This is a genomic window from Achromobacter sp. CSND-B12 (assembly GCF_052906545.1).
In genome coordinates this window covers 5,415,116-5,429,686 of record NZ_JBREGJ010000001.1, presented here as the reverse complement: position 1 = coordinate 5,429,686, position 14,571 = coordinate 5,415,116, and the positions used below count along the sequence as shown (strand labels likewise).

General features: G+C 64.2%; 10 protein-coding genes and 1 tRNA gene. All 11 read right to left on the bottom strand.

What is annotated here, in order from left to right; all coding sequences use genetic code 11:
* Positions 1-43: 43 nt before the first annotated feature.
* Positions 44-1,186 carry a glycosyltransferase family 4 protein gene (locus ACUTAG_RS25555; RefSeq protein WP_054446196.1) on the bottom strand — a complete coding sequence of 381 codons (1,143 nt, stop codon included), beginning with the start codon at positions 1,184-1,186 and terminating at the stop codon, positions 44-46.
* A 766-nt stretch (positions 1,187-1,952) separates the two neighbouring features.
* A tRNA-Ile gene (locus ACUTAG_RS25550) sits at positions 1,953-2,031 on the bottom strand.
* 7 nt (positions 2,032-2,038) lie between these two features.
* Complete coding sequence (rpoD, locus tag ACUTAG_RS25545; RefSeq protein ID WP_446650378.1) at positions 2,039-4,312, bottom strand: RNA polymerase sigma factor RpoD; 2,274 nt, start codon at positions 4,310-4,312, stop codon at positions 2,039-2,041.
* A 756-nt stretch (positions 4,313-5,068) separates the two neighbouring features.
* Positions 5,069-7,132 carry a DNA primase gene (dnaG, locus tag ACUTAG_RS25540; protein WP_053499128.1) on the bottom strand — a complete coding sequence of 688 codons (2,064 nt, stop codon included), beginning with the start codon at positions 7,130-7,132 and terminating at the stop codon, positions 5,069-5,071.
* A 19-nt stretch (positions 7,133-7,151) separates the two neighbouring features.
* Complete coding sequence (gene rpsU / locus ACUTAG_RS25535; protein ID WP_006218592.1) at positions 7,152-7,364, bottom strand: 30S ribosomal protein S21; 213 nt, start codon at positions 7,362-7,364, stop codon at positions 7,152-7,154.
* 485 nt (positions 7,365-7,849) lie between these two features.
* The gene (locus tag ACUTAG_RS25530) at positions 7,850-8,392 is read right to left on the bottom strand and encodes a phosphoribosyltransferase (RefSeq protein WP_006387865.1); all 543 of its coding nucleotides are present in this window, start codon (positions 8,390-8,392) and stop codon (positions 7,850-7,852) included.
* Between the two features lie 83 nt (positions 8,393-8,475).
* Entirely contained in the window at positions 8,476-9,771 is a 1,296-nt protein-coding gene (locus ACUTAG_RS25525) for an adenylosuccinate synthase (protein ID WP_006387864.1), read from the bottom strand.
* Between the two features lie 76 nt (positions 9,772-9,847).
* The gene (locus ACUTAG_RS25520) at positions 9,848-11,005 is read right to left on the bottom strand and encodes an ATP phosphoribosyltransferase regulatory subunit (protein WP_006387863.1); all 1,158 of its coding nucleotides are present in this window, start codon (positions 11,003-11,005) and stop codon (positions 9,848-9,850) included.
* A gap of 259 nt (positions 11,006-11,264) precedes the next feature.
* Complete coding sequence (hflC, locus tag ACUTAG_RS25515; RefSeq protein ID WP_006387862.1) at positions 11,265-12,167, bottom strand: protease modulator HflC; 903 nt, start codon at positions 12,165-12,167, stop codon at positions 11,265-11,267.
* A gap of 18 nt (positions 12,168-12,185) precedes the next feature.
* A complete protein-coding gene (gene hflK / locus ACUTAG_RS25510; protein ID WP_006387861.1) occupies positions 12,186-13,490 on the bottom strand; it encodes an FtsH protease activity modulator HflK in 1,305 nt (434 codons plus the stop codon).
* A complete protein-coding gene (gene hflX / locus ACUTAG_RS25505) occupies positions 13,456-14,562 on the bottom strand; it encodes a GTPase HflX (protein ID WP_006387860.1) in 1,107 nt (368 codons plus the stop codon). Before hflX ends, hflK begins: the two co-directional genes overlap by 35 nt.
* Positions 14,563-14,571 lie beyond the last annotated feature (9 nt).

The following is a 14,571-nucleotide window of genomic DNA, read 5'->3' as shown; positions in this document are numbered from 1 at the left end:
GCCGACCCGCGCACGAGACTTCTTCCTGAATGTCGTTATCGCGTCAGGCTACCAGCGCCCTGCTTCTGACCATCCTCGCCTCGTCCATCGCGGCCTCGTAAGCGCTCAACGTCTCGGCCATCTTCTGGGACAGTACCAGGTGACGGTCGGCGAACGCCCGCGCCTGCTCTGCAATGCGGGCGGCCTGCTCCGGATGCGACCAGATCCACGCCAGTCGTTCGGCAAAACCGGCGATGTCGCCCACCGGCGCCAGCCAACCCGTGCTGCCAGGGTGAACGATCTCCGGCAATCCCCCGACCGCGCTGGCGACCACCGGACAACGCGCCGCATAGGCTTCCGGCACGACGCGGGACCAAGCCTCGTTGACGGATGGCACCAGCACCGCGTCGGCGGCATGGATGACACTGGCGATATCCTCGCGATGTCCGGCGAATGTCACGCACCCGCCGATTCCCAGTTCCGCCACCAGCTCGTGCAGTTTCTGGCCATACGCCATGGTGCCGCGTGTCGGCATGCCCACCACCAGGGCGTGCGCCGGCAATCCGCGCTGGCGCAGCAGATGCACCACGCGCAGCAGGTCCTCCTGGCGTTTGTCCGGGCGCAGCATGCCGATGGTCGCGACGACGAACGCGGCCGGATCCAGCCCCAGCTCGCGCCGGGCCGCCTGGCGCCGCTCCAGCTTGTCCCCGCCCACGAAAAAGCCATGGTCGGCCCATTCCCCAACGACACTGATACGGTCCTGCGTGGCAAAGCCCGCCGTGACGATATCCTGGGCGCCCCCCTGGCTGGTGGTGATGACGCGGTGGCAGCCCAGGCGCCATTCCAGCCGTCGGCGCCAGCAGGTGCCCAGAGGGCGGGCGAAGTGCCAGGTCCGTACCAACGAGCACAGGTCGCGGCATAGCGCGGTCGCCTTGGCGTCCGACGTGCCGTGCGCATCGATGACCTGGATGCGCAGATCCTTGACGAGCCGGCGCAGCTTGAGCATGCCCGACCACGAATACGGCGAACGGAAGTTCATGCCGATGGTCGCCAATCCCCAACTGCGCGCAAGCTTCAGGGTTTCGCTTTCAGGCGGCGCGGCAATCGCCACAGCGTGGCCCTGCTCCCGCAGCCAGCGGGCCTGATCCAGGACGCGAAACTCCAAGCCACCCAGGTTCGAGCCGGAAAGCGTGTGCAGAATTTGCATGAAAATAAAAAGACCGGAAGGCGTGACGCAACTGGCGACACCCCGGCGGCAACTCCGCCCCCGGACCAGCCCGACCCGGTTCGCGCCCAGGCAGGCGCGGCATGAGCGGGATCTCGAATCCGCAGGTCGGCGCTTGGTAAGATGGCCGTCGCGCATCCTTGCGCGGCAGGCTATCGGGTCATCGAAACCAACTGAAACGCCAATTTTGTGAAATTTAGCTATCGGTCAGGAATATAGACAGGCAAAAGGGGACGAATTAGGCGCTGCCTTTAACTATTGTTAATTTCTTTGCTTATTTAGTAATATTTTGATTCCACACCTCCCCTCCTGCCCAAGGTGGCGCCGTCGGCATGCACTGGCACGAAAGGTGCAATACCCAGACAACAAGGGTTGGAACCAGAAGCCGAACGGCCTCTTGCGCCGCGCAGGCCCGTCGGCCGCAACAGCGCCGATGGCGGGAAAATTGAGGGGAAAGCCATAGGGGAATGACGACGGGCGCGCTCCGCCCTCGCATTGCGCGAGGCATCGTCATCAGCGCTGTCCTACGTACCGCCCATGCCGGCCCGGTCTGTGCCGACCGGGAATCAGGGCTCAGAAAATGCAGGCCTTTTGCGCGCAGGTCTTTTGCGAGCCTTCGACCAGAAAAACCGCCACCCGACGATAAACCGATGCCATGCGGGCGCCTGTCGACATGGCGCGGTGGACTGCCGCTGCATCACGAAAAACAAAGCGGGCCTCGGATTGCTCCGAGACCCGCATCGTTCTTTGGTAGGCCCCCCGAGAGTCGAACTCGGCACCAACGGATTATGAGTCCGCTGCTCTAACCAGGCATGAGCTAGAGGCCCAGGAAACTTACTGCCCTTCCAGGAAGCTCTTCAGCTTGTCGGCCCGGCTCGGGTGACGCAGCTTGCGCAGCGCTTTGGCCTCTATTTGGCGGATGCGCTCACGCGTGACGTCGAACTGCTTGCCCACTTCTTCCAGGGTCTGGTCGGTGCTCATTTCGATACCGAAACGCATGCGCAGCACCTTGGCTTCCCGCGGGGTCAGAGAGTCTAGCACTTCCTTGACCACGTCGCGCATGGAACCATGCAGCGCCGCGTCCGAAGGCGCCAGGGTGGAGGTGTCCTCGATGAAATCGCCCAGGTGCGAATCGTCGTCGTCCCCGATCGGCGTTTCCATGGAGATCGGCTCCTTGGCGATCTTCAGGATTTTGCGGATCTTGTCCTCGGGCATGTCCATCTTCTGCGCCAGGGTCGCGGGATCCGGCTCGGCGCCGGTTTCCTGCAGGATCTGGCGGCTGATCCGGTTCATCTTGTTGATCGTTTCGATCATGTGGACCGGAATACGGATGGTGCGCGCCTGGTCGGCGATGGAACGCGTGATGGCCTGACGGATCCACCACGTCGCGTAGGTCGAGAACTTGTAGCCGCGACGGTACTCGAACTTGTCCACGGCCTTCATCAGGCCGATGTTGCCTTCCTGGATCAGGTCCAGGAACTGCAGGCCGCGGTTCGTGTACTTCTTGGCGATCGAGATCACCAGGCGCAGGTTGGCCTCGGTCATTTCGCGCTTGGCCTTGCGGGCCTTGGCTTCGCCGGTGGCCATGCGCTTGTTGACGTCCTTCAGGTCCTTGAGCGGCAGCACCACGCGGGTCTGCAGGTCGATCAGCTTCTGCTGCAGTTCCTGCACGGCGGGGATCTGGCGCTCCAGCGTTTCGGCGTACGGATGGCCGGCAGCCACTTCGTCGACGACCCACTGCAGGTTGGTTTCGTTGCCCGGGAACACCTTGATGAAATGCGTGCGCGGCATGCCGGCACGGTCCACACACGTGTGCAGGACGGCGCGTTCGAGCTGGCGCACTTCTTCCACCTGGTTGCGCAGCGTGTCGGCCAGCTTCTCGACCATCTTGGCGGTGAAGCGGATGCCCATCAGTTCGTTCTGGATCGCCTCCTGCGCGCGCACGTAGATGTCCGACTTGTAGCCGTCCTTCTCGTACGACAGGCGCATCTTGTCGAACTGCTTGCCAACCTCGTCGAACTTGGCCAGCGCCTTCACGCGCAGGTCTTCCAGCTGCTTGCTGGACATGCCGCCGGCGGGGCCGTCGTCGCTCTCGTCTTCATCGGCCGAGACACCGGCGCCCGCGTATTCCTCGCCGTCCTCCGGATCCACCAGGCCGTCGACCACTTCGTCGATCTGCGCCTGGCCTTCACGCACGCGCAGGACGTGGGCGAGGATCTCGTTGATGGTGGTCGGGCAGGCCGAGATGGCCATGACCATGTGCTTCAGGCCGTCTTCGATGCGCTTGGCGATTTCGATTTCGCCTTCGCGCGTCAGCAGTTCCACCGAGCCCATCTCGCGCATGTACATACGCACGGGGTCGGTGGTACGGCCGAAATCCGAATCCACGGTGGTCAGCGCGGCTTCGGCTTCGTCTTCGACGTCGTCGTCGTTGGACGCGACCGGCGCGTTTTCGCTCATCAGCAACGTTTCGGCATCGGGCGCCTGGTCGTAGACCGCGATACCCATGTCGCTGAACGTGCTGATGATGCCGTCGATGGCTTCGGCGTCGACCAGGTCGTCAGGCAGATGGTCGTTGATTTCGCCGTACCCGTACGTCAGGTAGCCGCGGTCCTTGCCCAGCTTGATGAGCTGCTTGAGGCGGTTGCGGCGCGCTTCATATTCCTCGGCCGAGACGGGGCCGCGGGCGATCAGGTCCTTGGGATCGGCCTTGCCGCGCTTGCCGCCACGCTTGGGCGGCTTCAGGTCCGGCAGGACTTCGCCTTCGCCGTCCATAGTGTCATCGAAACCGTCGGAATCGTTGTTGGCATTCTTGGCCGGGCGGCCCGGGCGGCGGCCGCTGGGGGCCGGACGCGCGCTGCCAACCAGGTCGGCGAGCTTGTCCTCGGCCTTCTTGGCGCGGGCCTTGGTCACCTTCTCGGGCTTGTCCGCCGCCGCCGTCTTGGCAGCCGCCTTCTTGGCGGCCGTCTTCGCGGGAGGCTTGGCGACCTTCACCGCCGTCTTGGCGGGCGCTTTTTCCGCCGCCATGCTGACGACGCGCTTGGCCTTGGTGGCCAGCGTGTCGGTCGCATCAATTGCAGAGGAGGATTTGCCGGTGGATTTGGTCATAGTCGCTTCCGTGGTCGTCGCAACCCGTTCGGGCATGTTGCACCGCATGAAACCGCCGCCGGGCAAAGGCCCACCGCGGCATCCATGCGGGTAAAACTGGTGAATCGGCGGAAACCCTGCGGCTGCGTTGTTCGCAGCACCGGCTCTTGCGAGCCCGCCTGGCGTCATTGCGGTCCGTGACCGGCTGGGCGCCTGGCGTGCATGGCTTCATCCCGCGACGGACTTCGGGCATCGAGGGGGGCTGTCTGCCTATAAATAGGCGTTGCTTGCCTGGCGGGCCTTGCCCTTGGCAGCTGGATAGACACAGCACCCAAACCTCAGACGCGACGCGAAGATAACCGTCGCCGGACTGCGTGATTCACCACTCAGCTATAGTAATTAACTATGTAACAAATTTGACGCACTCATCCGCTTTTTTTTCACGTATCGGCTGGGATTCCCGGCAATCCGGTACCGCCCCTGCCCATCCGCCAAAACTTCGGCCGATCCGCTCGTCAAACCTTAAAACTATTAGATTCAGGCGGCGCAAATAGATTCCGCGCGCCGCATTTTTCCTGCCGTCACTTCGCTTCCTGCGGCCACGCTGTAGTCGCCTCTCAGTCGACCGTATCAGTTGCCTGACCCAGTTGCCTGCGTCGGCTACCGTCGCCAATTGCTCGCAGCCGATTGCGTATCTTGCGCAATCGCCCTTGCCACAACCGCTTTTTCAACCCTTTTTCAACCTTTCGCGGCGGAAAACCCTTGATTTTACCGCATTTAGCGTATGCCGGCACCCTTGAGCACCAGCATGCGGCTCGACAGTTCCAGGTAGCGCTTGCGCGCCTCTTCCGTCGCCAGGCCAGATGCCGCCAGCTTGGCCATTTCCGCCTTGGCCGAATCGAATTCGATCCGCCGCAGCGCGTCGTCCCACTCGGTCTGCGGGTCGGGCAGGTCCTCCTGGGACAGGATATCGACCCGCAACCCCTTGAGCACCGTCGCCAGATCGGAGTCGGGCTCGGCGGCTTCCAACAGGGCCCCGACATGACGCGCCCCGCTGGATTGGGCCAGCATGATCAGGTCCCTTACCAATCCTAGATGGGGGCCGTGGTCGATGACTTCAAGCTGCTGGTCCCCCATCGAGTCCACCAGTTCGGGATGGGCCAGCAACAGGCTCAACAGACGCTTGGCCAATGACGGCATGGTGCGGCGCCCTTCGAAACCGCCAACGTCATCGCGCTTGCCCTTCCAGTTGCCCTTGCCGCCCTTCCAGTCACCCTTGCCCTTCCAGTCGCCTTTGCCCTTCCAATCGCCCTTGCCTTTCCAGTCCTGCTTGCCCGCGCCGGCATTCCAGCCGCCGCCCTGCTCCCCGCCCGGCGAGGAAAACTGGCCGTAGTCGACGTATTCGCCATCATCGGCCGGGATGTCGTGGAAGTCATGGCCGCCGAAGTCGTAACCGGCATCCGCGGGCGCGCCATCGTGCAATGCCGCGGCGGCGCCCCCGCCCCCTTCGACAGGCGCCGGCTTGGCTGGCGCGCCGAACGGCTTGGCGGGTTGCTGCGCCAGCACCTGGGCCATTTCCTCGGGCGTCAGTTGCACCAGCTTGGCCATCTCGCGCTCGATCTGCACGCGCAAGGCGCATTCCGGAATCGAAGCCAGCAAAGGCTTGGCCTCATGCAGGCAGCTGGCGCGACCTTCGGCCTCGTCCATGTTGTGACGCGATGCAAGTTCATCCAGCAGGAAGCGCGACAGCGCCACCGCCTCGCCCAGGCAGGCGCGGAAGGCTTCGGCGCCCAGTTCGCGCACATACGAATCCGGGTCATGCTCGCTCGGCAGGAACAGGAAGCGAATGGCGATGTCGTCGCGCAGCACCGGCAGGCATGCCTGCAAGGCGCGCCACGCGGCGCGGCGGCCCGCGCCGTCGCCGTCGAAACTGAAAATCACCTTGTCGCTGGTGCGCAGCAGCTTCTTGACGTGATCCGGCGTGGTCGCGGTACCCAGCGTGGCGACGGCGTTGGCGATACCCTGCTGCGCCAATCCGACCACGTCCATGTAGCCTTCGACCACGATGACCTGCCCTTCCTGCCGGATCGCCTGGCGGGCTTCCCACAGGCCGTACAGCTCCTGGCCCTTGGAAAACAGCGGGGTCTCCGGCGAATTCAGGTACTTGGGCTCGCCCTTGCCGATGATGCGGCCGCCAAAGCCGATCAGGCTGCCGCGCGCATTGCGGATCGGGAACATGATCCGTTCGCGGAAGCGGTCGTAGCGGCGGCCATCCTCGGATTCGATGACAAGCCCTGATTCCACCAGCGTGGGATCTTCGTAATTGGGAAAAACCTGCGACAGCCCGTGCCGGTCCGTGCCGGACCAGCCCAAGCCGAAATGCGCCGCGATCTCGCCGGTCAGGCCACGTTGCTTCAGATAGCGGATCGCCGCGGGCGATGCGCGCAACTGCTTCAGGTAATGGGCCTGGGCGGCGTCCAGCACTTGCGTATGGCGGGACTCCTCGGCCTTGCGGCGCGCGGTTTCCTGCTGCTGGCGCGGACTGCGATTTTCTTCGGGGACCGTCATTCCCGCCGAAGCCGCGAGCGTGCGCACGGCTTCGGGGAAACTGGCGCCCGTGTGTTCCATCAGGAAGGTGATGGCGCTGCCGTGGGCTCCGCAACCGAAGCAGTGATAGAACTGCTTGGTGGGGCTGACAGTGAACGACGGACTTTTTTCGTTATGAAAGGGGCACAGGCCAAGCAGGTTGGCCCCACCCTTTCGCAACTGCACGTATCGCCCGACTACATCGACGACGTCGACCCGGGCGAGTAATTCCTGGATGAATGATTCTGGAATCAATAGATTCTGGAATCAGAAATCAATACAGGCGCGGGGGCAGTTGCTGGCTACGGATGCGCTTGTAGTGGCGCTTCACAGCGGCGGCGTGCTTGCGCTTGCGCTCGGCCGTGGGCTTCTCATAGAACTCGCGCGAACGCAGTTCGGTGAGCAAACCGGTCTTTTCGATGGTGCGCTTGAAGCGGCGCAGAGCGGCTTCAAACGGTTCGTTTTCCTTCAGTCGAACGATAGGCATAAAGTGATTGGCCTGCTTGTAGGGTAACAAAAGTTGATGACAAACCTGGCTTGCTTACCAGCAACGCCACGTGGTTCCGGACGGCGAACCGCCTGTAAGCTCAGGCCGCAGACTACACACGCGACAATAGTAATCGCGCATGCTGTCCGGACCAAGAGTTCAAGAGCCCCGCGCACAGGATTCCCTGCCCGCCGAACTCCTTGCTTCCAGGCGCCAGCGCCAAGAGCCTTGCAGCGCTAAAGTCCTAAAATCGGCTGGCTCTAGGGCCGGCTGGCTGCTGACTGGCAAGAGTCTCCAGGGCCGGTTGCGTTACCCAAAGACTACCTAAAGAGTAACAAGCCAAGTTCGGTTTAGCGATAACCAGCGATTCTAGCATGGTCATGGCTATTTTGACTACCGGGGGAACAGTCTGGCGCCCTGCCCTCGCACCATCATGCCGCGCATCGGCGGCCAGGACTGCCAGACCATCCGTCCCCCGTATGACTTCAGCCCTTGGAACCCTTGCGGATCCAGGCTTCCAGCTGGTGCGGACGCAGGCTGTCGTAATCCTCGAACGGCTGGTGGATCCAGGGATTGGTCGGCAGCTTGTCGACGTAATAGTCGGGCTGCGCCTGGGAATGGCCCTTCCACCACAGCACGGCGCTGCGCAATTCGGTGATGTCGGCGAACTGGCTCTTGAGGTGGTCATACACCTTCATGAACGTCTTGCCGGTATCCACCATGTCGTCCACCAGCAACACCCGCCCGGACAGCGTGCCGCGCGTGATGGTGATGAACTGCGCGATATCCATATCGCCCTGCTTGGTGCCCGCAGCTTCGCGGTAGCTGCTGGTCGCCAGAATGCCCAACGGCACATCAAAAATGCGGGACATGACGTCGCCCACGCGCATGCCACCACGCGCCAGGCACAAAATCTTATCGAACTCCCAACCGGACTGGTGCACCTGCAAGGCCAGGCGCTCGATCAAGCGGTTGTAGTCGTCCCACGTCACCCACAGATGGCTATCGTCACTGGTTGGCGCGCTCATAGGCAAGGATCTCCTGCGTGAAAATACGAAAAGGCCGCCGCCGGTAGGAGACCGGCGGCGGCCTTGCGAATGATAACCCGATGTCAGCCCTTCAGGGGATGACGCAGCACAATGGTTTCGTTGCGGTCGGGACCGGTCGACACCAGGTCTATCGGCACGCCGCAGACTTCGGCCACGCGCTCCAGGTAGCGACGGGCGGCCTCGGGCAGCTTGTCGTACTCGGTGATGCCGACGGTGGATTCGCTCCAGCCCGGCAGTTCTTCCAGCACCGGCTGGGCTTGCGCCACGGCATGCGCGCCGTACGGCAGCACGTCGCGGAATTCGCCGTTGACACGGTAGCCCACGCCCAGCTGGATGGTTTCCAGGCCGTCGAGCACGTCCAGCTTGGTGATGCACAGGCCGGTGATGCCGTTCAGGCGGACCGAGCGCTTGAGCGCGGCGCCGTCGAACCAGCCGCAGCGGCGCGGACGGCCGGTGACCGAACCGAATTCCTTGCCGATGGTGGCCAGGCGGGTGCCGATCTCGTCGACCAGTTCCGTGGGGAACGGGCCCGAGCCGACACGCGTGGTGTAGGCCTTGGTGATGCCCAGGACGTAGTCCAGCGACTGCGGACCGACGCCGGCGCCCGCCGAGGCGGCGCCAGCGACGCAGTTGCTGCTGGTGACGTACGGGTAGGTGCCATGGTCGACGTCCAGCAGCGCGCCCTGCGCGCCTTCGAACAGCAGGCGCTTGCCTTCCTGCTGCATGGTGAACAGCGTGCTGGAGACGTCCGCGACCATCGGAGCGATCGCCGGCGCCAGCGCCATGGCCTGATCGCGCACTTCGTTGGCCGACACGGCTTCGGCGCCCAGGTACTGGGTCAGCACGAAGTTGTGGTAATCCAGCACTTCGGCGAGCTTCTCGTCGAACAGCGCGGGGTTGAACAGGTCCTGCACGCGCAGGGCGCGGCGGGCGACCTTGTCCTCGTAGGCCGGGCCGATGCCGCGACCGGTGGTGCCGATCTTGCCATCGCCCTTGCGCGCCTCACGGGCCTTGTCGACGGCCACGTGGTACGGCAGGATCAGCGGGCAGATTTCGGAGATGCGCAGACGCGAACGCACGTCCAGGCCGGCGGCCTCGAGCTCTTCGATTTCCTTGAGCAAGGCTTCCGGCGACAACACCACGCCGTTGCCGATGAAGCAGGTGACGCCGGGATGCATGATGCCCGACGGGATCAGGCGAAGAATCGTCTTCTTGCCATTGATCCACAGCGTGTGGCCGGCGTTGTGGCCGCCCTGGAAGCGGACCACGCCCTGGACGGATTCCGCCAGCCAATCGACGATCTTGCCCTTGCCCTCGTCACCCCACTGGGTGCCGATTACGACTACGTTCTTGCTCATGTTACGAATCAATATCGAGTTTCTCGGGAAATCCGGAAATCTCCCCGCGGCCCTCTCGTTGCCGAGAGGGAGTTAGTCACAGCGTTCTGACCGTCCAGGCGCCATCCTGCAGCGCCAGCTCGCGATCGCAAACGAATTCGTCCTGATCCTGCTCGTGACCGGGCAATACCTGAACGACGATTTCCCCTGACCGGCGCAGGCGGCGGACCGCCTCGGTCAGGGCGGGGGCCTGCCCCCAGGGCGCGCGAACCGCACGCGCCCGTTCCGCCGGCGGCAAACCCGCCGCCAGCTTGCGTAAATCCAGACTGAAGCCGGTGGCCGGACGCGCGCGTCCGAACGCCAGGCTGACATCGTCATAGCGGCCGCCGCGCACCAGCGCATCGCGCCAGCCTTCGGCGTACAGCGCGAACTTGATGCCGGAGTGGTAGCCGTAGCCATCCACGTCGGCCAGGTCGACGCCCACGTCGACATTGGCCATGCCATCCACCAGCACCTGCAGCGCATCCAGCGCCGCGACGACGCCGGGCAGCAGCGGCAAATCGTGACGGGCCCGCTTCAGCACTTCGGGTCCGCCATAGAGCTTGGGCAGCAGTTGCAGCGCCTTGAGCGTTTCGGCCCGCATGCCGGCGGTGCGCGCGGCCAGTTCGGTCAGGCCCGGCACGTCTTTTTCGCGCATCAGCCGGATGACGTCCGGCGACACCGCGGCGGCGGCCGGATCGGATTCGACGATGGCGCGCAGCACGCCCGGATGGCACAACACCAGGCGCGGATTGCGCACACCGGCAATGGCCACGGTTTCCAGCACCAGCTGGACGATTTCGAGGTCGGCCTCGAAGCCCGCATGGCCGTAGATCTCGGCGCCGATCTGCAGCAGCTCGCGGCTGGACAGCAGATCCGCCGGGCGGGCGTGCAGCACGTTGCCGCAGTAGCACAGGCGGGTCACGCCGGCGCGGTTCAACAAGTGCGCGTCGATGCGCGTGACCTGGGGAGTCATGTCGGCGCGTACGCCCAGCGTGCGGCCCGACAGTTGGTCGACCAGCTTGCAGGTACGCAGATCCAGATCGCTGCCGGTGCCGGACAGCAATGAATCGATGTACTCGACCAGGGGCGGCGCGACCAACTCGAAGCCGTAAGTACGGTACAGATCGAGAAGTTCGCGGCGCAATTCCTCGATGCGCCGGGCCTCTGCCGGAAGTACGTCGGCAAGGCTCTCGGGCAGCAACCAGTTACCCATGAATGTTTACCTGAATAACGCCTAGAGATGCGTGGGCGTCGCCCAAACGAAAAAGCGGCTGAGGGGGCGTAAGCCCGCTCAGCCGCTGCGGAATGTTTTCTAGCTTACGCGGTATTGTACATGGTTCAGCCAGCAGCGCCAGCCGGACCATCCCCACCGTGTAACCGTCCCCGATTGCCCTCCCGCCCATCGCGCCGGCGGAAAAAAGCCCCTTGGAAAACCAAGGGGCTTCTTGGGGCTGGCGCGAGCGCCGCTCGCCTTATTTGGCGGGCACCGTCACCGGAGCCAGCGCCTGTCCGGTGGGATCCTTCATGAACTGGAAGAAGCTGGAGCTGGGGTCTACCACCAGCACGTCACCCGGCTTCGAGAACGAGGCGCGATAGGCTTCCAGGCTCTTGTAGAACGTATAGAACTGCGGGTTCTTGCCGTAGGCCTGCGAGTAGATAGCGGCGGCCGCGGCATCGCCCTCGCCCATGATCGTCTGGGCCTTGGCGTAGGCCTGGGCCACGATCACTTCGCGCTGGCGGTCGGCTTCGGCGCGGATCTTCTCGCCCTCGGCGGCGCCGATCGAGCGCAGCTCGTTGGCGACGCGGGTGCGTTCGGCTTCCATGCGGCGGTACACCGACTCCGAGATCTCGGGCGCGAATTCGATGCGGCGCAGGCGCACGTCGACGATCTGCACGCCCAACGGCTCGGCGCGCTTGGCCACGTTGGTGAGGATCTCGGCCATGATCTTGTCGCGTTCGGTCGAGACCACGTCGCGCACCGTGCGCACGTTGACCGATGCGTTGAGCGCGTCGCGGATCTGCGCTTGCAGGCGTTCCTGCGCGGCGCGTTCGTTGCCGCCGAAGGTCACGTAGTACAGGCGGGGATCCGCGATGCGCCACTTGACGTACGAGTCGATCAGCAGGTTCTTCTTTTCGGAAGTCTGGATGCGTTCGGCTTCATTGGTTTCGATGGTCAGGATGCGCTTGTCCAGCGTCACCACGTTCTGGAACGGCGGCGGCGCCTTGAAGTACAGGCCGGGCTCGCTGATGACCTTGCGCACTTCACCCAGCGAGAACACCAGGGCGTAGTCGCGCTCGCGCACCACGAACACGCAGGAAGAAAGGGCGGCCAGCACGATGAGCAGGCCGACCAGGATGGGCATAAGACGTTGCATGATCAAGAATCCTCCGGGTTAGCGCGACTGGCGGTCGCGGGGCAGCGCGTTGCTATTGCTGCTGCCGGAGGGTTGCGGAGCCGGCGCCACGTTGCCACGCAGTGGCGCTTGTAGCGGCGGACTGACCAATGCGGGCGATCCGGGATTGCCTACCGCGGACTTGCTGGCGTCCTGGGCGGCCAGATGCATGATCTTGTCCAGAGGCAGATACAACATGTTGTTGTTGCTCTTGGTGTCGACCATGACCTTGCTGGCGCGCGTGAAGATGTCCTGCATGCTCTCCAGGTACATACGTTGGCGCATGACCACCGGGGATTTCTCGTATTCGGCCAGGATGCTGGTGAAGCGCGCGGTATTACCCTGCGCGTCGCCGGTCACCTTGGCGCGGTAGCCTTCGGCCTGCTCCATCATGCGCGAAGCCTGGCCGCTGGCCAGCGGCACGACCTGGTTGGCGTAGGCCTGGCCTTCGTTGATCTGGCGTTCGCGGTCCTGGCCGGCCTTGACGGCGTCGTCGAACGCGGCCTGCACCTGTTCGGGCGGCTGCACGTTCTGGATGGCGACCGTGCTGACCTGCACGCCAGTCTGGTAGCGGTCGAGGATCTGCTGCATCAGCGCCTGGACCTGGCTGGCGACCGTGGTCCGGCCTTCGTACAGCACGAAGTCCATGGACTGTTTGCCGACCACTTCGCGCATGGCGGTTTCAGACGCCTGGCGCACGGAATCGTCCGGGTCGCGCGTCATGAAGAGGTAGTCGGGCGCGCCATCGGCACGCAGGCGGTACTGCACGACGAACTGCATGTCGACGATGTTCTCGTCCGTCGTGAGCATCAGCGCCTCGGGCAGCACCTTGTTGCGGGCGCCGCCTCGGAAACCGACCTCGAACGTGCGCAGTTGCGACACGTTGACCATTTCATGGCTCTGGATGGGGTAAGGCAGGCGCCACTGGAAGCCGGCTTGCGAAGTGCTCTTGTATTTGCCGAACTGCGTGACGACGGCGACCTGGCCTTCCTGCACGATGTAGAAACCGCTGGCCGCCCAGATGCCGACCGCGACCAGGGCGATCACCCCCAGCCCGATGCGCGCACCCCGCGGTGACGGCGGCGTCATGCCGCCGCGATTGCCGCCAGGGCGATTGTTGCCGCCCCCGCCCTTGCGGCCGAACAACGATCCGATGCGATTATTGAAATCGCGCCAGACCTCGTCGAGGTCGGGCGGACCGTCTCCGTTGCCTTGGGGCCGCTTGGGCGGCGGCTCGGAGCCATTATTGTTTCCACGACCCCAGCCGGGGTCATTCAGATTGAAGAGTTTGATAATTCGAGGCATTGTTTCCCACAATCTGTCCGGTCTCCGCAATTGCCCCGCGCAACGCGTCCAAACCGGCGCGCTCGGTGGCGCTTACAAATACTCGCGCAATCGTACCATGGGCATCACGCTCCGCCCGGGGTTCCAGGCCAGCGCGGTCGATCTTGTTGTATACCAGAATGGTGGGAATCGCGGCAGCGCCGATTTCGGCCAGGACCTTGTTGACCTCGAAGATCTGTTCATCGCGCTGCGGACTGGCGGCGTCGACCACGTGCAGCAGCAGATCCGCGTGCACGGTCTCTTCGAGGGTGGCGCGGAACGCCGCGATCAGGTCATGCGGCAGGTCGCGGATGAAGCCCACGGTGTCCGATACCACCACGTTGCCCGCCCCTTCGATCCAGATGCGACGGGTAGTCGTGTCCAGCGTGGCGAACAACTGGTCGGCGGCGTAGGTATCGGCCCGGGTCAAGGCATTGAACAATGTCGACTTGCCGGCGTTGGTGTACCCCACCAGCGACACCGACAAGGCGCCGCCGCGGGCCCGCGCGCGCCGCTGCGTGACGCGCTGGCGCTCGACGCGATCGAGGCGTTCGCGCAGCGTCTTGACCTTGGCGCCGATCATGCGGCGGTCCATTTCGAGCTGGGATTCACCAGGGCCGCGCATGCCGATGCCGCCGCGTTGCCGCTCCAGGTGGCTCCACATGCGGGTCAGGCGCGTGGCCAGGTGCTGCAACTGGGCCAGCTCGACCTGCAGCTTGCCTTCGTGGCTCTTGGCGCGCAGCGCGAAGATATCCAGGATCAACGCCACGCGGTCCACCACGCGCAGGTTGAATACCCGTTCCAGGTTGCGCTGCTGGGCGGGCGACAAGGGCTGGTCGAACAGCACGATGTCGGCCAGCAGCGCCTGGGCCATGCCCACGCCTTCGTCGGCCTTGCCGGAACCGATGAAGAACTTGGCGTCGGGACGGTCGCGGCGGGCCGTGAGCGTGCCGACGATTTCCGCGCCGGCGCCCTTGGCCAGCATGGCGAATTCCTCGGCGTGGGCCGTGAAGTCGGGATCACCCAGATCCACGCTGATGATCAGTGCGCGCATACATGCACC